The sequence below is a fragment of the Stenotrophomonas sp. YJH_SMC_133 genome (assembly GCF_059370655.1).
The window spans coordinates 146,886-169,917 of sequence record NZ_JCAFTW010000008.1 but is presented as its reverse complement, the minus strand read 5'-3'; the positions used below and the strand labels follow the sequence as shown (position 1 = coordinate 169,917).

The following is a 23,032-nucleotide window of genomic DNA, read 5'->3' as shown; positions in this document are numbered from 1 at the left end:
AGTCGAAGCTGCCCGACAGAGGGCGTCGGGCGGGGACGGATCCTGGCGGGGATCCGGCCCCGGTTTTTTTTCACCCGGCGGATCAGTACCGGTAGTTCACCTTCATCCACAGGCTGCGCCCGGGCTCGTTGATGCGCACCGGGTCGGCCGGGAAGCCGAAGTCGGCACTGCCGGCCAGGTTCAGGTGCTCGCTGTAGGCGCGGTCGAACAGGTTGTCGACGCCCGCGCTGAGCTGCAGCTGCGAACTGAAACGGTACGCGGCGTTGAGCGCGAACGTGGCGAAACCTGCACTCGGCCCGAGGTCCTGTGCGACCACGTTGCCCTGGCCCTCGGCCACGCGGTGCTGGTGGGTCACCGCACGCAGCAGTGCCCCGGCACTCCAGCTCTGGCCTTCCCAGTTCGCGCTCAGGCGTGCTTCCAGTGGTGGCATCTGCGGCAGCGGACGCTGCTGGTCGCGGTTCTCGCCCCAGGCATAGGCCAGCGTGCCGCCCAGCTTCCACTGCCCGGCCAGGCTCACTTCCAGGCCCGCCTCGGCACCGGCGATGCGCGCGTCGACATTGCGGGCCTGGCTCATGCCCATCATGCCGCTGCCGTGGTACGTGAACAGGATGTAGTCCTGGATCTGCCCGGCGTACGCCGAAACCCACGTCTGCACGCGCGGTCCCTTGTACTGCAGGCCGACGTCGAGCTGGGTGGTGCGTTCGGGCTGCACGCCGGTGAACGCGTTCACTGCGCCGGCCGGGCCATGGTTGGGCGAGAACAGCTCCCAGTAGTCGGGCATGCGTTCACTGTGGCCGAGCCCGGCGTACCAGGTCAGGCCGTCGGCCAGGTCCTGCTCGTAACGCAGGAAACCACTGCCGAGCCATTCCTTGCGGCGCTGGCCCGCAGTCGGATTGGGCCTGTTCCCCATCATTCCGCGGATCGATTGCCGCTCATCGCGGACGCTGGCGCGGTCGATGCGCAGGCCACTGATCCACCGCTGATCGGTGCCGGCGCCGAGGGTCAACTCGGTGAACACGCCGTAGCGGCGGAACTTGGCATCGGTCTCCCAGGCGGCCTGGCGGTAGGTGTTGCGGCCCATGCCCATGCGGCCACGATGGCGACTGTCTTCGCCGTCCACACCCGCCACCAGTTGCACGTCCTGCCAGTGCCACTCGGAACTGACCCGGCCGCCCTGGGTACGGCGGTCCACGTTCGACGCCATCGGCATCGGCATCGGCATCATGCTGTTGGGATTCGGCGTGCGCAGCGTGTAGTTGTCCATCACGTGGTCGGCTTCGTTGTAGTACACGTTGGCCTGCAACGTGTCCCACGCACCGGGCAGATTTCGTTTTTCGAAGCGCGCGGCATAGCTGGTGCGTTCGAACGCGGCACCGTCCATGCCGCGCCCGGCGTAACGCGCGATGGCATCGCCGGCACCGGCGGAAATCTCCAGCAGCGTGTCGGCATCCGGCGTCCAGCCGATGGCCACGTCACCGTTCCACTTGCGCCACTTCGACGGCACCACGTCACCGTGGCCGTCCTTGTAGTCATCGGCTTCGGAGCGGTTGCCGCTGGCACGCACGTAGCCGGTCGGGTTGCCCAGGGTCAGGTCCAGCACCTGGTCATTGCGGTTGCGCGAACCGACCAGCGCACTGGCATCGGCACGCAGGCCGGGTTCATCGAAGCGCGGCGTGTCGCGCTCGAAGCGCACGGTACCGGCCGAGGCACCTGCGCCCCAGCGCACGCTCTGCGGGCCCTTGATGATGGTCAACCGGTCGAAGCTTTCCGGCGCGATGTAGGACAGCGGATTGTCCATGCGCGACGGGCAGGCACCGATCAGGTTGCCGTCGTTGCTGAGGATGTTCAGGCGCGAACCGAACATGCCGCGCAGCACCGGGTCGCCGTTGGTGCCGCCATTGCGGATGGCAGAGAAGCCGGGAACGGTTTTCAGGTAATCGGCACCATCACTGGCCGGCACCGGCTGCCGCGGCAGGCGCGGATCGGTCACCCAGTGCAGCGGCGAGGACGGTGCGGCGGCGGTGACCACCATCGTGTCGAGGGTGCGCGCCTCTTCGGCGGGCGCAGCGTAGGCCAGTGACGTGGCCACGGCCAGGCCAAGGGCAACCGGCAGGCGCGCGCAGGCGCCCGCGGGGCGGGAAGTCATTTTCATCGGAACAGCTCCAAGGTACGCACGCGCGCACGGCGCCCGGTCAGGCGTCGTGCGGCAGATCCACGGGGATATCAGCGGACGATGGAGACGCGCGGTGGCCCACGTGCGGCGTGTGCGGGCCAGTGCGGTGCGGGCAGCACCTGTTGCGACCACGGGAACACCAGGCGCGGCCGCCACAGCAACGGCAACAGCAGTACCAGCACCGCCAGCCAGGGCAGCAGGCGCATGGCCAGTACACAGTATTCGCAGGCCTCGCCATGCATGGCGTGGGGATCGGCCGGGCGGTCAGGCGCTGCCGGCGCGGCGCCGTGCTGATCGTGCCCGGCCATGGCCATGTCGTGCATGTCATGGCCCATGGTGGCGTGGTCCATGCCCGCCATTGCAGTGTGGTCCATCGGCGGCGCCTGCAGCGCGCGGCTGACCAGCGGCGCAAGCACCATCAGCAGCGTCGCCAGGATGGCGAGCTGGAGCAGAAGACGCTGCGGGCGGGACAGGCGGGTCACCCCGCTAGTGTAGAGGCGGGTCCAGGGTTGCCCGTGCGACGAACCGTCGCAGGAGGGGGTTTATCGGCAGGGCTGCGCCCTGCACCCGCTGCGAGCTGGAGCAACAGCAAGAGCCGAAGCAACATCAAAAGCTGGCTTCCTGTGAGTTAGGCGGGGTGGGTCCGGTTGCGGGGGGCGCTGCAAGTACGTCCATGTAAGCTCGGTCGCCGCATCCATGCGGCTCACGCCCCCGCAACCGGACCCACCCCGCCATCGACAGATTCTCGCGATCTGCTGTAGATCCACGCCATGCGTGGATGAATCTCCATCGGAATCGAATATTTCGAACTGGAATCGAAAAGCATCCACGCATGGCGTGGATCTACCGTGTCGACCAAGGTCGACACCTACCAACAGCCGCCGGAATCTGTCAGAGGTGGGGCGGTGTCGGAGTGCGGGGTGTCAGCCGCATGGATGCGGCTGCCAAGCTTACAGGGACGTACTTGCAGCGTCCCCGCACTCCGACACCGCCCCGCCAACCCACGGAATGCCGCTTCTGCTGTTGCTGTTGCTGTTGCTGTTGCCTTTGTCCGCAGCAGGTGCAGGGCTGCAAGCCCTGCTCGACCAACCCCTCACACCGTGATGGTCTGGGTCAGTGACTCCCAGGTCGGTGGCACCGGCCACGCGGCGGCCTGGTTGCCATCCAGCACCCTGCGCAGATCGCGCGGATCAATCTGCGGTGCCAGCACGTGCACCAGCTCCAGCGCGTAATCGCGCAGCACCCGGTCGCGCGGCAACACCGCCCAGGCAATGCACTCGCTGATCGGGTCCGGCGCCGGCCACGAGCGCAGGTCTTCGTCGTTGGAACTGACCGCCATCTCGGCCAGCAGGCCCACGCCCAGCCCGGTACGCACATAGGTCTTGATCAGGTCCGCATCGAGCGCGGTCAGCGCCAGGTCCGGCGCCAGGCCGTTTGCAGCGAAGGCGCGCTGCAACGAGGAATTCGGGCGGGTCGAGGATTCGTAGCTGATCAGCGGCTGCCGGGCCAACGCGGCCAGGTCCGGTGCGCGGCCGGCGCGGTCCAGCGGGTGCCCCTTGGGTACCACCACCAGGCGTCGCCAGCGGAACAGCGGCACCGCGATGCCATCGGTGGGCTCACTGCCGGCGGTGCTGATGATCGCGATATCCGCGTCACCCTGGTTCAAGCGGTCCAGCGCGTCGGTTTCACCGGCCTGCTGCAGGTGCACGCTCACCTGGGGATAGGCCTGCTTGATCGCTGCCACCGCCGGCGGCAGCACGAAGCGCGCCTGGGTGTGGGTGGTGGTCAGGATCAGCTGGCCCTGGCTCTCGCGGCGCTGGTTGGCCGCGTAGGTGCGGATGTTGTTGGCCTCGGCCAGCACCGCGCGGGCACGAGCGATCACCTCGGTGCCGGCCGGGGTGACCGACTCCAGGCTGCGGCCCTTGCGCACGAACAACAGGAAGCCGAGCTCGTCTTCCAGCTGCTTGAGCTGCTTGGACAGGCCGGGCTGGGTGGCGTGCACGCGCGAGGCGGCCAGCGTGATGTTCAGCTCGGCGTCGGCGATGGCGACCAGGTAGCGCAGCTGGGTCAGCGTCATGGGAGGCGGGCGGCGTGGGGCGGAGGTCCACTCTAGGGTCAATTGCCGTCACCAGCTTATAACCAAAGGTTGTTTAAGAAAGGTATCTGGTCATTTCCGGGCGTCATATGCCGGCGCTACGGTCAGCCGGCAGCCGCTGGCCTGAACAGCCAGCCCTCCCCTTCTGCCCGCCGGCGTCCGGCGCGGCCCTGTTTCCGGAGCGCTTCCATGGCCCTGTACGACTCCATCCTCGATACCGTCGGCAACACCCCCATCGTCAAGCTGCAGCGCCTGGCGCCGCCGCAGGTCAGCGTCTACGCCAAGGTCGAGTCGTTCAACCCGGGCGGCTCGGTCAAGGACCGCCTGGCGCTGGCGATCATCCTCGACGCCGAAGCACGTGGCCTGCTCAAGCCGGGCGACACCATCGTCGAAGCCACTTCTGGCAACACCGGCGTGGCGCTGGCGATGGTCGCCGCCGCGCGCGGCTACAAGTTCGTGGCGACCATGGTCGAGACCTTCTCGGTGGAGCGCCGCAAGCTGATGCGCGCCTATGGCGCCAAGGTGATCCTGACCCCGGCCGCCGAACGCGGCAGCGGCATGGTGCGCAAGGCGCGCGAACTGGCCGAGCAGCACGGCTGGTTCCTGGCCAGCCAGTTCGCCAACCCGGCCAATCCGGCGTATCACCGCAACACCACCGCCGCCGAAATCCTGCGCGACTTCGCCGGCAAGCGGCTGGACTACTTCGTCAGCGGCTGGGGCACGGGCGGCACGCTCACCGGCGTGGGCGAAGTGCTGAAGGTCGCGCGTCCGCAGACCCGCATCATCGCCACCGAGCCAGCCGGCGCCGCACTGCTGAAGGGCGATGACTGGAAGCCGCACAAGATCCAGGGCTGGACCCCGGACTTCGTGCCCGACGTGCTCAACCGTGATGTGGTGGATGAACTGGTGACGGTGGAAGATGACCGCGCGATCGCCACCGCGCGCCGACTGGCTGCGGAAGAAGGCATCTTCGTCGGCATCTCCGCCGGCGCTACCGTGGCCAGCGCACTGGATGTGGCCGCACGTGCCGAACCGGGTTCAGTGATCCTGGCGATGCTGCCGGACACCGGTGAACGCTACTTCTCCACGCCGCTGTTTGCCGACGTGAACGAGGGTTCCGACGACGACTGGTTGGCCGGCCTGCCGTAACACCCCGGGGTCGGATCCCTTTTCCGCAGGGAAAGGGCTCCGACCCCCTTCTGCTTCAGCCTGCATGAAGGCGTCGCCCGCCATCGTGCGTGAAGGCCGTCGGATCGCAGCGCGTGAGACGGTCATGACGCAGTATCGATGCCCTGTCCCCTACCGTGGGAACAGCCGGCGCAGATGCTGCGCGGATCACCTCACAGGCAGGAGACGGACGCATGAAGATCGAAGTTTGGCAGGGCGACATCACGACCCTGGCGGTGGATGCGATCGTCAACGCGGCCAATGAAACGCTGCTCGGTGGTGGCGGTGTCGACGGCGCGATCCATCGTGCGGCCGGGCCCGCGTTGCTGGCCGAATGCGCGCAGCTGCCGGAACTGCGCCCGGGCGTACGTTGCCCGACCGGAGAAGTGCGCGCCACCAGTGCTTACGCTTTGCCTGCACGCTACGTACTGCACACGGTGGGCCCGGTCTGGCACGACGGCCAGCGCGATGAACCGGCGTTGCTCGCCAACTGCTACTGGAAGTCGCTGCAGCTGGCCGAATCGCTGGGCGTGCAGTCGATCGCATTCCCAGCCATCAGCTGCGGCGTATACGGCTATCCGCTGTACCAGGCCGCGCAGATCGCAGTGACCGAAACACTGGCCTGGCAGCGCAGCCACGCGCAACCGATGCGCATCGTGCTGGTGGCGTTCAATACCGCTACGGCCAAGGCCTACCAGCAGGCGTTGAGTGCCGCCGGGCAAAGCGCCGACAGCGAACCGCGCGGGTCGATGCTGCCGCCCCTGGGTGACGCGGGTTTTGCCGCCGCGCATTGAATCGCGATGCAGCGCGAAAAGGAAAAGGCCGGGCATTGCCCGGCCTTCTCAGTTACACCATTGATGTCATCCACGCATGGCGTGGATCACGCTCAACGACTGGCAGCTTCCACCGCAGCGGCGTCATCGGCCACGGCGGCTGCAGCGTCGGCAGCGGCACGTGCAGCCGATGCCGCAGCACCCTCGGCGCTGGCCCCTTCCACCTGCACGCGCACCTCGACCATGCCTGCGCCATTGTTCAGGCTGGACACGTCGACGGTGTAATGACCGGCCGGCAGAGTCTCCTCCAGGCGCGAGTTGGTACCGTTGCCACCGTCGTCGTCGGTCAGCTCGACATCGCCACCGACCACGCGCAGCACGGTATCGACCTGGCTGGAAATCGCGTCCAGGCGCACGTCGGCCGGCCGGTCCAGGGTCAGCAGGAAGCGGCGACGGCCTTCGTTGTCCAGCATGGTGTACACGCTGCCCGACTTCGGCAGGGCGGTGCCATCGCGCTCGACCAGATTCCCCGGCAGTTCGATGCGGGTGGCAGACAGGGTGAACATGCCATTGACACCGCTGCCGAGGCCGCGCGCGGTCAGGGTGTACTTGCCCGGCTTCAGCGACAGGGTCAGCCGCGAGTTGGTGCTGTCGTTGCCATCGTCGTTTTCGGCTTCAACGCCCTGGCCCGACAGCTTCAGCACCGGATCGAAGACATCCGACACCAGGCGGATTTCGTACAGGCCGGCCTTGTCCACCTGCAGGGTGTAGTCCTGCGAATCACTGGCCAGCATGTCCACGATTTCGCCACTGCCCGCCAACGGCTTGCCGTCGTAAGGTTTCAGCTTCTCGGCTCGCAGGCGATACGGACCAAAGGCGGTCGGGCCATCGGCATTGACCGCCACCTGGTAGGTGCCGCCGCCATTGGCACGGAACGCCAGCGAGACGTCGCCTTCGCGTTCGTAACCGGTGTTGCTGGTGGAAACAAGACTGCCGTTGTTGAACACGGCGATCGAGCCGCTGAGGGCACCAGTAAGTTTCAGGCCGACCAGATCCTTGTCTTCCAGCTTGATCTGGTAGAGCTGGTGATGGCTGCCATCATTGAAGTTGATGCCGCTGCGCGAGGTGATCTCGCCGGACACCGGCTTGTCGAAATCGAGCGACGCGGCCTTGCCTGCCTCTGCGCCGCCGCCGATGCGGTTGCACCCGCCGGCGACCAGGACCGTGGCTACGGCCAGTGTGATTGCTGCCAAACGCATGTTGTTTCTCCTTGGCCTTCCATGTGGTTCCCGCGTACCGGCCGGGCACGCGGGGGCGGAAAAGATACCCGCAAAAGCAAACGCCGGCGTGATGCCGGCGCTGCCTTGTTCATCCAGCGATGGGACGGATCAACCGTTCCACTTGCCCAGCGCAGCCAGGCCGTTGTCCTTGGCACGCTCGTACACGGTCTTCTGGGCGGCTGCGTAGTTGCCCTTCATGTCCTTGGCCCACAGCTTCAGCGCGGCCTGCTGCATGGCGCGACCGTAGGAGAAGCTCAGCGGCCACGGCAGGTTGCCCAGCTGGTTCATCGCGTTCAGGTGCTCGGTGGACTGCTCGTCGCTCTGGCCACCGGACAGGAACACCACGCCCGGCAGGATGGCCGGCACGGTGCTCTTCAGGCACATCACGGTCGACTCGGCCACTTCCTCGACGTCGGCCTGCTCATCGCAGTTCTTGCCGGAGATGACCATGGACGCCTTCAGGATGGTGCCTTCCAGCAGCACGTTCTGCTGGTACAGCGCGTCGAACAGCGAACGCAGGGTGGCTTCGGTGACTTCGTAGCAGGTCTCGATGTCGTGGTCGCCGTCCATGATCACTTCCGGCTCGACCATCGGCACCAGGCCGCATTCCTGGCACAGGGCGGCATAACGGGCCAGCGCATGGGCGTTGGACTCGATGCAGGTGCCCGACGGAATGCTCTCGCCGATGTTGATGACCGCACGCCACTTGGCGAAGCGCGCACCCAGCTTGTAGTACTCCTGCAGGCGCTCGCGCAGGCCGTCCAGGCCTTCGGTGACCAGCTCGCCCGGGCAGCCGGCCAGCGGGTGCGCACCCTTGTCCACCTTGATGCCCGGAATCATGCCGTGGTCGGCCATGTACTTGGCGAACGGCACGCCGTCCCTGGTCGACTGGCGGATGGTTTCGTCGTACAGGATGGCGCCGGAAATGTGCTCGTTGAGCTTCGGCGTGGTCAGCAGCAGCTCGCGGTAGGCACGACGGTTCTCCTCGGTGTTCTCGATACCGACGCCGGCGAAACGCTTGGCGATGGTAGCGGTGGATTCGTCGATCGCGATGATGCCCTTGCCCGGGGCGACCATGGCCTGGGCGGTTTCGGCCAGCTGTTCGATGCTCATGTATTTCCTGTGGCGGGTGCGGGAAAAACGTAAGTATAGCCCCGCCGCCCGTTGCCCCGGTGTCGAGGCCAGGATGGAAACGATTCCAATGTCCACGCAGGACAAGGGATGTCCTGCGGCATGGGGTCAGAGCCCCTTTGGGGATCTGACCCCGGGTCGGATGCGCGCAGCGGCTCCGACCCGAGGCCGACTGGGTTTACAGATCGCCCAGCCCAATGGCGCGGCCGTCTTCACCCACTTCCAGCAGGCGCAGGGTATTGGTGGCACCGTGGGTTTCCATGTGCTCGCCGCTGGTGAACACGACGCGGTCACCGGCCTGCAGCAGTTCGGCTTCCACCAGCAGGCGGATGCTGCCGCGCGCGGCTTCGCGCGGGGTCAGGCCGCGGCTGTCGAAGTTGATCGGGAACACATCGCGCATCAGCGCCATCTGCCGGCGCGCGCCGTCATGGCGGGTCACCGCGAACACCGGCGCCTTGGCGCGGAAACGCGACAGGTAACGCGCGGTGCCACCGGACTCGGTCATTGCCACGATCGCGCGCACGCCCACGTGCTGGGACAAGAACATGGTGGCCATGGCAATGGCCTGGTCGGCACGCTCGAGGTTGCGCGGCGAAGCGTTGAAGTCGGTCTCGGTCTGGAACTGGCGCTCGGCCCCCAGGCAGATGCGCGCCATTGCTTCGACCGCCTTGACCGGCCAGGCACCTGCAGCGGTCTCGGCCGACAGCATCACCGCATCGGTGCCGTCGATGACCGAGTTGGCCACGTCCAGCACTTCGGCACGGGTCGGAATCGGGCTTTCCACCATCGACTGCAGCATCTGCGTGGCGGTGATCACCACCTTGTTCTGTGCCAGCGAGGCCTTGATGATCTTCTTCTGCAGGCCCGGCAGTTCGGCATCGCCGATCTCCACGCCAAGGTCGCCACGGGCGACCATCACCACGTCGCTGGCCTCGACGATTTCTTCCAGGTTCTCGATGGCCTCGGTGCGCTCGATCTTCGACACCAGCGCAGCATCACAGCCATGCGAGCGGGCGATGTCACGCGCATCGTTCATGTCCTGTGCGTTGCGGCAGAACGACACGGCGATGAAGTCGACACCGATCTTGGCGACGATGCCGATCAGCTCCTTGTCGCGCTCGGTCAGCGCGCCCAGCGAGAGGCCGCCGCCCTGCTTGTTCAGGCCCTTGCGGTCGGACAGCACACCGTCGTTCAGTACGGTATTGATGATGCGTTCGCCCTGCACCTCCACCACCTGCAGCTGCATCAGGCCGTCGTCGAGCAGCAGGACGTCGCCCGGACCCACGTCCTGCGGCAGGCCGAGGTAGCTCACACCCACCTGGGTGGCATCACCCGGGCCGGCGCTGGTGCTGGCGATCAGGTCGAAGCGGTTGCCCGCCTTCAGCTGCACCTTGCCTTCTGCGAAGCGCTCGATGCGGATCTTCGGGCCCGGCAGGTCGGCCAGGATGCCCACTTCCACGCCGACGCGGGCGGCGACGGCACGCACTTCGGCGGCACGCTTGGCCTGGCCGGACGGGTCACCATGGCTGAAGTTGAGGCGCACCACGTTGACGCCGGCGCGGAACAGATCCTCCAGCACGCCCGGCGGATCAGTGGCCGGACCGAGGGTGGCAAGGATCTTGGTGCGACGCTGACGCTCGAACATGGTGAATGGGCCTCTCCCGATAAAGAACGGAAATTAGCACATCCTTCACGCCGCATGTATACGGTTACAGCCTTGTGCTGCCTGACTTCGCGGGTCATGGATCGGACATCACCCGGACATACGCTGGCGCAGGGCGTTCTGTAGAGCCGGGCCCATGCCCGGCTGCGCCGTTGGCCGCAATCAGCCGAGCGTGGGGCCAGCTCTCCAGGCGGGGCGGCTAGGCCAACAGCGTCGTCAGCTGTGCCGGCTCGCGAGCCAGCTGGCCCGCACCGGCTTCGGTCAGTTCGGCCTCACCGCCAAAGCCCCACAGCACCCCCACGCTGCGCAGGCCGTGGTGGCGTGCGCCCTCGATGTCCATGCGGCGGTCGCCGATCATCCAGCACTGTGCGGGCTGCAGTTGCAGGCGGCGCAGTGCCTCCCCGACCAGCTCGGGCTTGTGGCTGCGCGAGCCGTCCAGGGTCGAACCGACGATCTCCTCGAACAGCCCGCCAAACGGCAGGTGCGCAAGGATGCGGCGCGCATGCGGCTCGTTCTTGGCGGTGACCACCGCCAGGCGGTGGCCTCGGCCATGCAGCGTGCGCAGGGTGTCTTCCACCTGCGGGTACACCGTGTGTTCCCGCCAGCCTTCGGCGTCGAAACGCTCGCGGTAATAGCCCACCGCCTGCTCCACCCGCGCTGGTTCAACGAACAGTGGCGTGAAGGTGGTACGCAGCGAAGGACCGATCCAGCCCAGCAGCGTCTCCTGCGGCGGCACCGGATGGTCCATCTTCTGCAGCGCATAGGCGATGCAGGCGGTGATGCCCACCTGCGAGTCGATCAGCGTGCCGTCCAGGTCGAAGAACAGGACATCCTTGCCGTGCCCGGCACTCATGCGCCGCGCGCGTCGAGTGCGGCCACCGCCGGCAGGGTCTTGCCCTCCAGGAACTCCAGGAACGCGCCGCCGCCGGTGGAGATGTAGCTGACCTGCTGGGCGATATCGAACTTGTCGACCGCCGCCAGGGTGTCGCCGCCACCGGCGATGGAGAACGCCCTGGAGCTGGCGATGGCGCGGGCCAGTGCTTCGGTGCCCTTGCTGAAGGCCTCGAACTCGAACACACCGACCGGGCCGTTCCAGACCACGGTACCGGCCTTGTCGATCAGCTGCGCGTACTGCGCCGCGGTCTGCGGGCCGATGTCCAGGATCAGATCATCTTCGGCAACGGCGTCGACTGCCTTCACCTCGGCGACCGCGTCGGGCATGAACTGCTTGGCGGTCACCACGTCCACCGGCAGCGGGATGTCGGCGCCGCGCGCCTTGGCATCGGCCACGATCTTCTTCGCGGTGTCCAGCAGGTCCGGCTCGTACAGCGACTTGCCGACGTTGTAGCCGGCGGCAGCGATGAAGGTGTTGGCGATGCCACCACCGACGATCAGCTGGTCGACCTTGCCGACCAGGTTGGCCAGCAGTTCCAGCTTGGTGCTGACCTTGCTGCCGGCGACGATGGCCAGCAGCGGCTTGGCCGGTGCATCCAGCGCCTGCGCCAGCGCGTCCAGTTCGGCCATCAGCAGCGGGCCACCGGCAGCAACCGGGGCGAAGCGGATGACACCGTGTGTGGAGGCCTGCGCACGGTGCGCGGTGCCGAAGGCGTCCATCACGAACACATCGCACAGGGCGGCGTACTTCTTCGACAGGGCTTCATCGTCCTTGCCCTCGCCGACGTTCATGCGGCAGTTTTCCAGCAGCACCAGCTGGCCCGGCTGGACCTCTACACCGTCGACCCAGTCGCGCACCAGCGGAACCTCGCGACCGAGCAGCTCGGACAGGCGCTGGGCCACCGGCGCCAGCGAATCGGCTTCGCTCCACACACCTTCCTTCGGGCGCCCCAGGTGCGAGGTGACCATCACCGCCGCGCCCTGCTCCAGCGCGCGCTTGAGCGTCGGCAGCGAAGCGGTGATGCGCTGTTCGGAAGTGATGCGGCCATTCTCGATCGGCACGTTCAGATCCTGGCGGATCAGCACGCGCTTGCCGGAGAGGTCGAGGTCGGTCATGCGGACGATGGACATGGGCAACTCTTTGGCTCGGGGACGGGATGCCGGAATGCGGCAGGCGGCCATTGTATCGGGTGCGGGTGGTGGGAGGGTCGATGCCTGCGGCTGGCAGAGGCGCACAGCAACAGCAACAGCAGCGGCCAAAGCCAAAGCGCTGGCGCCTTGTGATGCTGTGGGTGGGCCGGGGCGGTGCGGGCTGGCAGGGGACGCCGTGAATCCGTCCGTGGAGGCTTGGCAGCCGCATCCATGCGGCTGACACCCCTGCCAACCCGCACCGCCCCGGCCTCGACAGGTTCATGTGACGGAGCGGATGGCAAAGGCAAGAGCGGTTTCTGATGTCGGATGGAGAAAGAAGGGGTCAGATCCGTTTTCCTGCGGAAAACGGATCTGACCCCGAGGGCCCCGCTGTTCTGTAGAGCCGAGCCCATGCTCGGCTGGAGATTTCGCGGAGAGCAGCCGAGCGTGGGCTCGGCTCTACAAGAAGCGCCCAGCGAAGCTGCTTTGCTCTTGCTCTTCTTCTTTCTCTTCCGTGGGTGGAAGCAACCGGAAACTGTCAGAGGCCGGGCGGGGTGGGTTCGCGGGGGTGTCAGCCGCATGGATGCGGCTGCCAAGCCTACAAGGACGTACTTGCGGCGTCCCCCGCGAACCCGCCCCGCCCGGCCAAGCGCTGCTTTTGCTTTGCACGCCCCCCCACCCACGAGGGGCTGCGCCGTTCGCCGCAACCTACGCCGAAGGCGCAGGCTTCTGCCGAAGCAGGCTGACCGCCAGGCCGCCAACAACCAACACACCCAGCCCCAGCAACGCCCACAGCAACCACGCCTTCCAATCGTGCTGCGGCTTCAGCGCCGCGTCACCGGCCAGCGGCTCCGGGCTGCCCTCCAGGCGCGCCAGCGTCGGCTGCCACGACGGATCATTGCGCTGCCGCAGTTCCTCGATCAACACACCAATCGGCGCTTCCATGCGGCGCGCGGTCGCGCTGCCCACTGCCAGTGCATACGGTGCTGCCCCCTGGCTCAGGAACACCAGTACTTCCGGCTGGTAGCCCAAGCGCAGGGTCGGTGCGGTCGCAGTTTCCGCCGGGTTCGCCATCAGCTTCCAGTAGCGGTCACGATGCACGCCCCCCAGCGGCTGGGCCGCTGATTGCTGGCGCTGGCCCTGCGCGCCCTGCTGCAGTTGGTACGCAATCCATGGCGCACTGCGGCGCTGCCATTCCGCACTCTCGTCATCGCGGCTGAACAACGTCCACTGCACCAGGCTGTTGTCGGTGCTGGTCACGTCCGCGCGCGCTACCGGGAAACGGCCGTCGAGTTCGAAGGTGTATTCACCCTTGCCCTTCGAGGTCGGTTCCAGCGACAGCCACTCCCACGGCAGCGTGGCCGGCGCCGGCGGCAGCTCGGCCAGCACGCTGCGCAGCGTCGGCAGGCGCGCATCGCCCTGCGCCAGCACGCGCAGATAGCGCGCCTCGCCGTCCACCTGCAGGCGGCGCTGCAGCAGGCGCTTGCCAGCACGCTGCAGGTCGACCAGCGGGATGTCACGCCCGATCGGACGCCAATGCTGCAGGTCGTCGCTGGCATCCAGCTGCACCTGCGCCTGCAACGGCTGTCCGCTGTCAGCCCAGTCCAGCACCAGTGCCGCCAACGGTTGCTGGCCGAGCACGCTGGCATCGATCAGCCAACCACCCTGCCCGTTCGCTGCCGCACCGCCGCTCACGCGTGCTTCGACGCGACGGACACGGCCATCGGTATCGCGCTCGGTCAGCAACTGCAGATCGTTGCGCTGTGCTTCGGCCAGCGGCGGCAGCGCGAACCACGGCAGCTCACGCTGCACCGGCGGCTGTGCCAGCGGCTGGTCCGGCGCCAGCAATGCCGATGGCAACGATTGGCCGGCGGCGTTGAACACCTGCAGGTCACCCAGGTCTGCGGCACCTGCACGGCGATAGATCGCCGGCTCCAGAACCACCCTGTACGCACCGGACTGTGCGCTGGACAGCGTCAACGGCCACTGCTCGGCGTACTGCGTGCGGTAGTCGGCGGCCTGCACCGCGACGGCGGCCAGCATGCCGAACATCGCCGGCAGCAGCGCCCTGCTCCACTTCCTCATTGTTTTTCCTCCACGGACGGCGCCGCGCTGGGCGGTGCCGGTGCCAGATAACCCACGACCGTGCACAGCAGGCCGTAGGCGATGAACGATGCGATGCCCAGCAGGTTGCCCAGGTGCTGGCGATCGACGATGACCAGCTTGGCCAGCACCACGCCCATCAGCACGGCACCGACCATCCACAACACGCGCTGGCCACGGCGCGATCCCCACACCCAGGCAATCACGCCGAGCACGCTCCACAGCACGGTCAGGCTGGTCTGCGCCAGGCTGGAACGCATCATCGACGCACTCCACGACAGGCCGCCCCACTGATGCACGCCATGCAGCACCACGCTGGTCAGCGCGACGAACGTTGCCAGTGACAGCAGCGGCATGCGGATTCCCAACAGGGTCTTCGGCGCCTGATCGCTGTACAGCCAGCGTGCAAGCAGCAACAGGCTCAGCCACTGTCCGAGCTCGGCCGGATTCAATACCGGCAGCCAGAGCAGCGGCGCAGCATCGCCCGGCAGCAGCTGTCCGAACAGCCAGCCGATCGACAACAGGCCGAACAGCACGCACTGCAGCGGCTGGCGCACGCGATCGAACGCTGCACCCAGCGGCCAGCGCAGCGCATTCCAGCGCCACAGCGACAGCGCCGCCATCAGCAGCCACGGCACCGTCACCAGCAACGTGGTCCAGCCCTGTGCCAGCCCGGCCTCGCCACCGCCCCACAGGGCCAGCAGCGAAAGCAGAGACGGCCACAACAGCCACCACAGGAACTGCGCGATGCGCGCCACGCTGTCGCCCCCCTGGCGCAGGCAGAGCAGCGTGCGCACGCCCATCACCGCGAACACCGCCCAGGCCAGCGCACCGTAGCCGGCGAACGGCTGATGGTGCGCGTCGCTCTGCATCAGCGCCAGCGGGAAGCCCAGCGCCAGCATGGCCAGCGCGGTCACGCCCAGTGCGCGTGCCGGCTGACGGCGCTGCATTTCGGCGGCCAGCCAGGCAGTGACGGCGGCCAGCACCAGCAACGCGTCCACTTCGGTGCGGTACGGGAAGAAGCGGGTGATCTCATGCGCCATGCCGCCCAGCCACCACAGCAGGCCCCACAGGTAGTAGACCAGGGCGATCTCGTGGCGTGACCTGCGCTGGTAGCTCCAGGCCGACGCGAAGCCGGCCAGGGCCAGCAGCAGCGCCCCGATGGCAGTCGGATTGATCAGGAAGCGCAGGTCCTCATGCCAGTGATCGCCACCGGCCACGAAGGCGAACGCAGCGCCCATCTGCAGCAGCGCGCCGGACACCTGCGGCAGCCAGCGCTTCTGGCGCAGGCCCAACCAGGCCAGTCCGGCGCCTTCCAGCGCGAACACCGCGCCGGTGGCCCGCGCCGACAAGGCCAGCGGCACCGCCAGCGTGGCAAAGCCCACCGCCAGCACCGCGTGCGACTGCGCCAGCACGGTGTACGACGCGCGCCTGATCAACGCCCACGCCAGCGCCGCGTAGATCGCGGCCAGGCCAAGTGCGCACAGCGCCAGCGTCATCGGCTGCTGGTACAGCATCCCCGCCTGCAACGAGAACGCGACCAACGGCGTACCGAACACCAGGCTGCCATCGACCAGGTCACGCTGCCCGGCGGGCTGCCGGCGTGCGTAGAGCAACGGGATCAGCAGGTAGAAGGCGAAGAACAGCAGCAGGAACGGCTCGGTGCTGCTGAACTTGTCAGGCGCGTACTGCAGCACGCCCCAGAACGTGCCGATACCGAAGGTGAAGGCGAAGCCCAGCAGGTTCAGCGCGCGCCACGGTCGGAACCAGGCAATGGCGAAGATGCCAGCGTTGAGCACGGCGTAGTAGCTGAACAACCCCACGTGGTTGCCGCTGCCGGTGGACAGCCACAGCGGTGCCATGAAGCCGGCGAGGATGCCCAGCACCGCCAGCGTGCGCGAGTTCTGCACCACCGCCAGCACGCACAGCGCGGCCACCAGTGCAATGGAGCTGACGAAGGCGAAGCCCGGCGGAATCAGCTCGAAACGCTTGAAGGCCGCGAAGATGGTCAACAGCAGCACGCCGATGGCACCGCCCTGCAAGGCCAGCGCAAACAGGCGCCGGCGCTCGCGCTGGTGCCAGCCGAACGCCAGCAGGCCCAGTGCACCGACGGTGACACCGGCCAGGCGCAGCTCGATCGGCAGCACCAGCCAGCCCTGGTCGCTGACGTACTTCAGCAGCGCAGCGACACCGGCCAGCAGCACCAGCATGCCGATCTTCACCGGCACGTTGCCCTCGGTGAACCAGCGCTTGACCGCGCCAATGCCGCGCTCGATGAAGTTCGGCAGCGCCGGTCCGGAAGGCAATGGTGGCTGCATCGGCGCGGGTGGCACCGGCGGTGGTGCGATCGGGCGCGGCGCCTCCGTTGCCGCAGGCACCGCTTCGCGCACCGGCGTTGGCTGAGGCGGAGGCGGTGCAGCAGCCGCCACCGGCCGCAGGAACGGTGGATCGGCACTGGCCACAGGGGGGGCCGCAGGCCGTTCAGGCGCGTGCATGGCGGCAGCCGGCGCGGCAGCCATGGCGCTTTCCAGCGCGGCGACGCGGCGGCGCAGGCCGGCAATCATCACCAGCGCCACCACCAGCAGCAGCGGGATGGCCAGCAGGACCAGTACGACCGGGGCAATCAGTGCTTCCATTGCGTGCTTCCATAGCGTTCCCGCGCCCCAGCGGCAGCGGTCGACCGGCCCATGCTACGACAGGGCCGGCCCCATAAACGACGAACCCCGGCCAGGCCGGGGTCCGTGTGCGATCTTCGCCGGTCTTACTTGGCGGCGATGACCTTGGCCATTTCCAGGCACTTGTTCGAGTAGCCCCACTCGTTGTCGTACCAGGTGACCAGCTTGACGAAGGTGCCGTCCAGGGCGATGCCAGCGTCGGCGTCGAACACCGAAGTGCAGGTTTCGCCGCGGAAATCGGTGGCCACCACCTTGTCTTCGGTGTAGCCCAGGATGCCCTTCAGCGGGCCTTCGCTCTGTGCCTTCACTTCCGCGCAGATCTCGGCGTAGGTGGCTTCCTTTTCCAGTTCGACGGTCAGGTCGACCACCGACACGTCCGAGGTCGGGACGCGGAAGCTCATGCCGGTCAGCTTCTTGTTCAGTTCCGGGATGACCACGCCGACGGCCTTGGCCGCACCGGTGGACGACGGGATGATGTTCTCCAGGATGCCACGGCCACCGCGCCAGTCCTTGTTGGACGGGCCATCGACGGTCTTCTGGGTGGCGGTTGCCGCATGCACGGTGGTCATCAGGCCGCGCTTGATGCCCCACTTGTCATTGATGACCTTGGCCAGCGGGGCCAGGCAGTTGGTGGTGCACGAGGCGTTGGAAATGATCGCCTGGCCGGCGTAGGTCTTGTCGTTCACGCCGTAGACGAACATCGGCGTGTCGTCCTTCGACGGCGCCGACATGATGACCTTCTTGGCGCCGGCATCGATGTGCTTCTGCGCGGTTTCCTTGGTCAGGAACAGGCCGGTGGCTTCCAGCACCACGTCGGCACCGACTTCATCCCACTTCAGGTTGGCCGGGTCGCGTTCCTGGGTCAGGCGGATCTTCTTGCCGTTGACCAGCAGGTCGTTGCCCTGCACTGCCACGTCGGCCTTGAAGCGGCCGTGCACGGAGTCGTACTTGAGCATGTACGCCAGGTAGTCCGGCTCCAGCAGATCGTTGATGGCCACGATTTCGATGTCGTCGCCGAAGTTCAGCACCGCCGAGCGCAGGACGTTACGCCCGATGCGACCGAAACCGTTGATACCAACCTTGATTGCCATTTCTCAAGCTCCTGCGGCCGCTACGGGTGCGGCGGGATGGATAGGGCCCACAAGTCTAGCAAACCGGGGCTGGCCACCGTGGGCCAGCGCCCGGGCCAGAGGGCCGGCGGACAGGATTTGATCCGGATCAAAGCGTTAGCACGGCGTGAGGCCGAGACTGTCGCCATCCACCCAGCAACGAGATCCCCCCCATGCGCAAGACCTCCCCCCTGATCCTGGCCGGCCTGGCCGCCGCCCTGTCCCTCGCCGCCGCCCCGGCCATGGCCCAGTCCAAGGGCGACTGGACCGTCTCGGCCGGCGTCCACCAGGTGGCGCCGAAGTCGAACAACGGCTGGCTGGCCGGCCACACGCTGAAGGTCGACGTCGACAACGACGTCAAGCCGACCATCACCGGCGAGTACTTCATTGCCGACAACCTGGGCATCGAAGTGCTGGCCGCGCTGCCGTTCAAGCACGACATCAACATCAATGGCCTCGGCCGCGTCGGCAGCACCAAGCAGTTGCCGCCGGTGGTGACCCTGCAGTACCACTTCAACAGCAAGGGCAAGGTCTCGCCGTTCGTCGGCGCGGGCGTGAACTACACGACCTTCTTCAGCGAAGACACCACCGGTGCGCTGGCCGGCAGCAAGCTGAAGCTGCAGGATTCGTGGGGTCTGGCCGCGCATGCGGGCATCGACTTCGCGATCGGCGAGAAGGGCGCCCTGCGTGTGGACATGCGCTGGATCGACATCGACAGCAAGGTGAAGTTGAACGGCGAGAAGATCGGCACGGTCAACATCGATCCGCTGGTCTACGGCGCTTCGTACGTCTTCAAGTTCTAAGCGGTGTATTGGGCGCGGGGGCTTCGCTCCCGCTCCCCCGCCATACGCAAGACCCTCGCAGCATGTTGCCCCGGTGATTGCCGGGGCTTTTTTGTGCCTGGGACTGAAGCGGTTCCGGAGCCGGGGCGAGGCGGGGAGCAGAGCCGGGACACGCCGCCCCTCCCGCTGCGCTCCCGCTTCGGAACAGGAACGCGCCGCTCTTCAATCCACCTACCCCGCTAGAATGTGCACATGAAAGCCCTGCATTCCCTGTTCCTCGCCGCCGCCCTGGCGCCGGCCCTGCTGTCCGCTTCCGCCCCCGCCCATGCCTGGGGCGCACAAGGCCACCGCCTTGTCGCCGAAGTCGCCGACGCCCGTCTCAACCCCACTGCCCGCGCAGAAGTGGACCGCCTGCTGGCCACCGAACCGGACGCCACGCTGGCCAGCATCGCGCCCTGGGCCGACCAGCTGCGTGCCAAGGATCCGGGCCTGGGCCGTCGCTCGGCCGGCTGGCACTACGTCAACATCGCCGAAGACAATTGCCATTACGAAGCACCGAAGCACTGCAGGAACGGCAACTGCATCGTCGAAGCCCTGAAGGCGCAGAGCACCATCCTCGGCGACCGCAGCCTGACCGATGGCGAGCGCCTGCAGGCGCTGAAGTTCGTCGTGCACCTGGTCGGCGACATCCATCAGCCGATGCACGCCGGTTACGCGCACGACAAGGGCGGCAACGATTTCCAGCTGCAGTTCGGCAACCGCGGTACCAACCTGCACTCGCTGTGGGACAGCGGCATGCTCAACACCCGCAAGCTGGACGACGCGGGCTACCTGCCGCTGCTGCAGAGCCAGCGCGCGCCGAAGCTGGCGCGCCAGTCCAACCCGCAGCGCGACCCGCAGACGTGGGCCGAGGCCAGCTGCCGCATTTCCATGCAAGCTGGCGTTTATCCGGCCACGCGTAAAATCGGTGACGAATACACCGAGCGCTACCGGCCGCTGGCCGAAGCGCAGCTGCGGCTGGCCGGTGAAAACCTGGCGCAGTTGCTGAACCGCGTGCTCGGCGCGCGCTGAGGAGGGTTCCAATGTCGGTCCAGGTGCAGTCGTTCTTCCACCGTGACAGCAATACCTTCAGCTACCTGGTCAGCGACCCGGCCAGTAGCGAGGCAGCGCTGATCGACCCGGTCCTGGACTACGACCCGGATACCGACGCCAGCAGTGAAGCGCCGCTGCATGCCGCGTTGCAGGCCATCGAGCAACACGGCCTGCAGCTGCGCTGGCTGCTGGAAACCCATGCCCACGCTGACCATGTGTCGGCCGGGCGCCGCCTGAAGCAGCGCTTCCCGCAGGCCACGCTGGCCATCGGCGAAGGCATCCGCGCGGTACAGGCAACGTTTGCACCACGCTATGGCCTGCAGCTTCCTGCCGCAGATGAAATCTTCGATCACCTGTTCAGCGACGGCGAAACCTTCGCTCTGGGCGAACTGCGCTGCCAGGTGATCGCCGTGCCCGGCCATACCAGCGACAGCATCGCCTACCTGATCGACGATGCGCTGTTCACCGGCGACTCGCTGTTCATGCCCGATGGCGGCACCGCCCGCTGTGACTTCCCCGGTGGTGATGCCGCGCAGCTGTACCGCTCGATCCAGCGCCTGCTGGCCCTGCCCGATGCAACGCGCGTGTTCGTCTGCCACGACTACGGCCCGGGTGGACGCAGTTTCGCCAACGAAACCACCATCGGCGAACAGCGCGCGCACAACATCCACGTGCATGACGGCGTGGCCGAGGCGGAGTTCGTCAGCGTGCGACAGGCCCGCGATGCCACGCTGGAAGAACCGAAACTGATGCAGCCCGCAGTGAAGGCCAACATCCAGGGCGGGGCCTGATCGACGCCGCTGTATTGGCCGGGCATGGCCCGGCGCCACCCGGCATCACGCGCGATCATTTTCCCTGCGTGCGGACCGTCTGCCGGCCCTTCACGACCTCGAAGGTGAAGGCGTACTGCAGGGTGACGGCCACCGGTTCGACCCGCTCGGCACTGCGGCAGTCGCCGCGATCAGCCGGCACTTTGCCTGCCGCGAAGTCGCAGACTGCGGCGGACGAGTACTTCCACATGGCAACCGCCTCCTGCGCTGCCTGCAGCAAGGGCGCATTCTCCGGTGCCTCACCCGCACTGCATTCGCTGCGGTCGGTCAGCGGGATGCTGCGCTCAACGCTACCCTGCGCATCCACCACCACCTGCAGGCAGACCGTAGTCGGCGGCAGCGAGGTGCGTGGATCACGCTCGCCCACTACCGGGTCCGGTGCCGTATGCAGTTGTGGCATGCGGTAGCCTTCGCTGGCGGCCAGCGCGTAGGGCTGGATCTGGCCGGTCCCTCCCCCCGCATCGGGTCGCAGGCGCTGGTGACCCACATTCTCGCTGCGGGTATCGGCGGTGGTCAGGCGATCCTGGGTTGCACATCCCGCCAGCAGCACCGCCATCATCAGCAGCGGCGCTCGCTTCACTTCGTGTCCTCGGTGTCATCCATGGCGTAGGTAATCGGGACGCGCACGGCACCGGCCACCGGCTTGCCGTTCTTCACTGCGGGCCGATAGGTCCAGCTGCGCGCCGCAGCAATCGAGACAGCATCGAACACCCCCGGATTGGTGGCGCTGAGCACCTGGACGTCGGTGGGATGGCCTTGGGCATCCACTTCCACGCGCAGGTTCACCACGCCCACCTGGCGCTGCTCGACCGCAGATTTCGGATAGGACGGCGGCGGCATCTTGTCGACCTGGATCTCCCGATCCATGACGGACCCTGCCGGGCCTCCCGCGCCTCCGCCCTGGCTGGCCCACGCCACCGCTCCCATTCCCAGGCACAACCCGACCACCAGTACCTGTCCCGACACCCACGGCAATGCCTTCCGCTTGGACTGCTTCAACATGGCGATGCGCTCCTTCAACACGGGTTGACTGCGCCAATGGCAGACCGCGGGCGCAACCGGTTGGACCAGCTGCGCCTTCAGCAGCGTGCTGGCGTAGAGGCCGCGCAGCGCAGGCTGCGGGCCGATGGTGCGGGCATCGCAGGCCAGTTCCTGGTCGCGCAGGAAGCGGCGTGCGGCCCAAGGCAGCAACGGGTGGAACCAGAACACCGCGCGCACCAGCAGCAGCGCGCCGTTGGCCCAGTGGTCGCCATTGCGACGGTGGCTGCGCTCGTGCTGCAGGATCAGGCCCTGTTCCTGCGCGCTGAACTGCTGATCGAATTCCGGGCCAACCACGATGCGCGGCCGCCACAGGCCAACCAGGGCTGGCAGACCTGGGTCGCCGCTCGCCTGCCAGCTACCATCGGTGCGCGGCGTCAGTGGACCCATGCGCCGTTCGAAACGGCGCTGCGCACGCAGGTCGCGCAGCAGGCAGAGGCCCATGCCCACGGCCCAGAATGCCAGCAACAACCCGGCCCATGGCAAGGACTGGCCGGCCGCGCCATCAATGGCACCGGGCAGCACTTTCAGCGGCAGCGTGGGTACCTGCTGCAACAACGCAACCTGCGGCAACGGCAGCATCAGTGCCAGCAGCAGCATCGGCAGCAGCCACCAGCTGCGGTATGCCAGACCAGCGCCCCCCAATCGCACCAGCAGCGGCCGCATCACCGCCAGCAGGACCGCGCCCACCGCCAACCACAGGCTGGCCTGCCACACTCCGTTGAGCAGCTCAGTCATGGTCCAGCTCCTGGATCAGTTTCTTCAGTTCGGCGATGTCCTGCGCACTCAACTGGCCGCGTTCGCTGAAGTGCGCGACCAACGGCGCAACGCGCCCTTCAAAGACACGGCCGATGAAGTCCTGGCTCTGCGCCTCCACCCACGCCTGGCGCTGCAGCAGCGGCCGGTACAGGTAGCGCCGGCCATCACGCTCGGCAGCAATCGCGCCCTTGGTCAGCAGACGATTGAGCAGGGTCTTGATGGTCGGTTCGGCCCAGTCGCGGTGGGCCAGTGCGGCGACCACTTCATCGGCGCTACGCGGTGCCTGCTGCCACAGCACCTCCATCACAACGGCTTCGGCTTCGCTGATCGGGGTCAT

Annotated in this window: 19 protein-coding genes; 5 read left to right on the top strand and 14 right to left on the bottom strand. The window is 67.2% G+C overall.

The window, feature by feature from the left end; all coding sequences use genetic code 11:
* Positions 1–82 precede the first annotated feature (82 nt).
* The 3 genes from AC5P78_RS13325 to AC5P78_RS13315 all read right to left on the bottom strand — a co-directional run bounded on the left by AC5P78_RS13325 (position 83) and on the right by AC5P78_RS13315 (position 4,250).
* Positions 83–2,152, bottom strand: coding sequence for a TonB-dependent copper receptor (locus AC5P78_RS13325; protein ID WP_414489825.1), 2,070 nt, complete (start codon positions 2,150–2,152; stop codon positions 83–85).
* Between the two features lie 71 nt (positions 2,153–2,223).
* The gene (locus tag AC5P78_RS13320) at positions 2,224–2,655 is read right to left on the bottom strand and encodes a DUF2946 domain-containing protein (protein WP_201861979.1); all 432 of its coding nucleotides are present in this window, start codon (positions 2,653–2,655) and stop codon (positions 2,224–2,226) included.
* A 611-nt stretch (positions 2,656–3,266) separates the two neighbouring features.
* Positions 3,267–4,250, bottom strand: coding sequence for a LysR family transcriptional regulator (locus tag AC5P78_RS13315; RefSeq protein ID WP_024958695.1), 984 nt, complete (start codon positions 4,248–4,250; stop codon positions 3,267–3,269).
* A 207-nt stretch (positions 4,251–4,457) separates the two neighbouring features.
* Between AC5P78_RS13315 and cysK the strand changes: the two genes are divergently transcribed.
* Entirely contained in the window at positions 4,458–5,417 is a 960-nt protein-coding gene (gene cysK, locus AC5P78_RS13310) for a cysteine synthase A (protein ID WP_012481123.1), read from the top strand.
* Between the two features lie 212 nt (positions 5,418–5,629).
* On the top strand, positions 5,630–6,229 hold the full coding sequence (locus tag AC5P78_RS13305) for an O-acetyl-ADP-ribose deacetylase (RefSeq protein WP_049406609.1): 600 nt from the start codon (positions 5,630–5,632) through the stop codon (positions 6,227–6,229).
* Positions 6,230–6,321: 92 nt separating this feature from the next.
* Here the strand turns inward: AC5P78_RS13305 and AC5P78_RS13300 are convergent, their stop codons facing one another.
* The 8 genes from AC5P78_RS13300 to gap form a co-directional block, all read right to left on the bottom strand.
* The gene (locus AC5P78_RS13300) at positions 6,322–7,467 is read right to left on the bottom strand and encodes a hypothetical protein (RefSeq protein ID WP_043034326.1); all 1,146 of its coding nucleotides are present in this window, start codon (positions 7,465–7,467) and stop codon (positions 6,322–6,324) included.
* 129 nt (positions 7,468–7,596) lie between these two features.
* Entirely contained in the window at positions 7,597–8,601 is a 1,005-nt protein-coding gene (locus tag AC5P78_RS13295; protein ID WP_005410832.1) for a class I fructose-bisphosphate aldolase, read from the bottom strand.
* Positions 8,602–8,797: 196 nt separating this feature from the next.
* Entirely contained in the window at positions 8,798–10,264 is a 1,467-nt protein-coding gene (gene pyk, locus AC5P78_RS13290) for a pyruvate kinase (RefSeq protein WP_495217220.1), read from the bottom strand.
* Between the two features lie 217 nt (positions 10,265–10,481).
* Entirely contained in the window at positions 10,482–11,135 is a 654-nt protein-coding gene (locus AC5P78_RS13285; RefSeq protein WP_005410834.1) for an HAD hydrolase-like protein, read from the bottom strand.
* Positions 11,132–12,307 carry a phosphoglycerate kinase gene (locus AC5P78_RS13280; RefSeq protein ID WP_012481128.1) on the bottom strand — a complete coding sequence of 392 codons (1,176 nt, stop codon included), beginning with the start codon at positions 12,305–12,307 and terminating at the stop codon, positions 11,132–11,134. Before AC5P78_RS13280 ends, AC5P78_RS13285 begins: the two co-directional genes overlap by 4 nt.
* A gap of 708 nt (positions 12,308–13,015) precedes the next feature.
* Positions 13,016–14,392: a DUF3999 domain-containing protein gene (locus AC5P78_RS13275; protein ID WP_012481129.1), complete on the bottom strand. Its 1,377-nt coding sequence runs from the start codon at positions 14,390–14,392 to the stop codon at positions 13,016–13,018.
* Complete coding sequence (locus AC5P78_RS13270) at positions 14,389–17,046, bottom strand: DUF2339 domain-containing protein (RefSeq protein ID WP_414498336.1); 2,658 nt, start codon at positions 17,044–17,046, stop codon at positions 14,389–14,391. Before AC5P78_RS13270 ends, AC5P78_RS13275 begins: the two co-directional genes overlap by 4 nt.
* Before the next feature lie 125 nt (positions 17,047–17,171).
* Positions 17,172–18,176: a type I glyceraldehyde-3-phosphate dehydrogenase gene (gene gap, locus AC5P78_RS13265; RefSeq protein WP_005414333.1), complete on the bottom strand. Its 1,005-nt coding sequence runs from the start codon at positions 18,174–18,176 to the stop codon at positions 17,172–17,174.
* A 191-nt stretch (positions 18,177–18,367) separates the two neighbouring features.
* Between gap and AC5P78_RS13260 the strand changes: the two genes are divergently transcribed.
* The 3 genes from AC5P78_RS13260 to AC5P78_RS13250 all read left to right on the top strand — a co-directional run bounded on the left by AC5P78_RS13260 (position 18,368) and on the right by AC5P78_RS13250 (position 20,859).
* Positions 18,368–18,997, top strand: coding sequence for an OmpW/AlkL family protein (locus AC5P78_RS13260; RefSeq protein ID WP_005410839.1), 630 nt, complete (start codon positions 18,368–18,370; stop codon positions 18,995–18,997).
* A 231-nt stretch (positions 18,998–19,228) separates the two neighbouring features.
* A complete protein-coding gene (locus AC5P78_RS13255) occupies positions 19,229–20,047 on the top strand; it encodes a S1/P1 nuclease (RefSeq protein ID WP_005410840.1) in 819 nt (272 codons plus the stop codon).
* A gap of 11 nt (positions 20,048–20,058) precedes the next feature.
* Complete coding sequence (locus AC5P78_RS13250) at positions 20,059–20,859, top strand: MBL fold metallo-hydrolase (RefSeq protein WP_076739759.1); 801 nt, start codon at positions 20,059–20,061, stop codon at positions 20,857–20,859.
* A 55-nt stretch (positions 20,860–20,914) separates the two neighbouring features.
* On the opposite strand, the gene AC5P78_RS13245 is transcribed toward AC5P78_RS13250, so the two are convergent.
* Genes AC5P78_RS13245 through AC5P78_RS13235 form a run of 3 tightly spaced genes read right to left on the bottom strand, consistent with a single transcriptional unit; the run spans position 20,915 to position 23,032 of the window.
* On the bottom strand, positions 20,915–21,478 hold the full coding sequence (locus tag AC5P78_RS13245) for a hypothetical protein (RefSeq protein ID WP_076739760.1): 564 nt from the start codon (positions 21,476–21,478) through the stop codon (positions 20,915–20,917).
* Positions 21,475–22,674 (bottom strand): M56 family metallopeptidase, encoded by a 1,200-nt coding sequence (locus tag AC5P78_RS13240; protein WP_414498337.1) that lies wholly within the window; start codon positions 22,672–22,674, stop codon positions 21,475–21,477. The genes AC5P78_RS13245 and AC5P78_RS13240 overlap by 4 nt, the downstream gene beginning before the upstream one ends.
* The gene (locus AC5P78_RS13235; protein WP_012481135.1) at positions 22,667–23,032 is read right to left on the bottom strand and encodes a BlaI/MecI/CopY family transcriptional regulator; all 366 of its coding nucleotides are present in this window, start codon (positions 23,030–23,032) and stop codon (positions 22,667–22,669) included. The genes AC5P78_RS13240 and AC5P78_RS13235 overlap by 8 nt, the downstream gene beginning before the upstream one ends.

Bases quoted from the DNA above. Each gene is read 5' to 3' on its own strand.
- AC5P78_RS13325 (WP_414489825.1), bottom strand. From the start codon at position 2,152: ATGAAAATGACTTCCCGCCCCGCGGGCGCCTGCGCGCGCCTGCCGGTT.
- AC5P78_RS13315 (WP_024958695.1), bottom strand. From the start codon at position 4,250: ATGACGCTGACCCAGCTGCGCTACCTGGTCGCCATCGCCGACGCCGAG.
- cysK (WP_012481123.1), top strand. From the start codon at position 4,458: ATGGCCCTGTACGACTCCATCCTCGATACCGTCGGCAACACCCCCATC.
- AC5P78_RS13305 (WP_049406609.1), top strand. From the start codon at position 5,630: ATGAAGATCGAAGTTTGGCAGGGCGACATCACGACCCTGGCGGTGGAT.
- AC5P78_RS13300 (WP_043034326.1), bottom strand. From the start codon at position 7,467: ATGCGTTTGGCAGCAATCACACTGGCCGTAGCCACGGTCCTGGTCGCC.
- AC5P78_RS13295 (WP_005410832.1), bottom strand. From the start codon at position 8,601: ATGAGCATCGAACAGCTGGCCGAAACCGCCCAGGCCATGGTCGCCCCG.
- pyk (WP_495217220.1), bottom strand. From the start codon at position 10,264: ATGTTCGAGCGTCAGCGTCGCACCAAGATCCTTGCCACCCTCGGTCCG.
- AC5P78_RS13285 (WP_005410834.1), bottom strand. From the start codon at position 11,135: ATGAGTGCCGGGCACGGCAAGGATGTCCTGTTCTTCGACCTGGACGGC.
- AC5P78_RS13280 (WP_012481128.1), bottom strand. From the start codon at position 12,307: ATGTCCATCGTCCGCATGACCGACCTCGACCTCTCCGGCAAGCGCGTG.
- AC5P78_RS13275 (WP_012481129.1), bottom strand. From the start codon at position 14,392: ATGAGGAAGTGGAGCAGGGCGCTGCTGCCGGCGATGTTCGGCATGCTG.
- AC5P78_RS13270 (WP_414498336.1), bottom strand. From the start codon at position 17,046: ATGGAAGCACTGATTGCCCCGGTCGTACTGGTCCTGCTGGCCATCCCG.
- gap (WP_005414333.1), bottom strand. From the start codon at position 18,176: ATGGCAATCAAGGTTGGTATCAACGGTTTCGGTCGCATCGGGCGTAAC.
- AC5P78_RS13260 (WP_005410839.1), top strand. From the start codon at position 18,368: ATGCGCAAGACCTCCCCCCTGATCCTGGCCGGCCTGGCCGCCGCCCTG.
- AC5P78_RS13255 (WP_005410840.1), top strand. From the start codon at position 19,229: ATGAAAGCCCTGCATTCCCTGTTCCTCGCCGCCGCCCTGGCGCCGGCC.
- AC5P78_RS13250 (WP_076739759.1), top strand. From the start codon at position 20,059: ATGTCGGTCCAGGTGCAGTCGTTCTTCCACCGTGACAGCAATACCTTC.
- AC5P78_RS13240 (WP_414498337.1), bottom strand. From the start codon at position 22,674: ATGACTGAGCTGCTCAACGGAGTGTGGCAGGCCAGCCTGTGGTTGGCG.
- AC5P78_RS13235 (WP_012481135.1), bottom strand. From the start codon at position 23,032: ATGACCCCGATCAGCGAAGCCGAAGCCGTTGTGATGGAGGTGCTGTGG.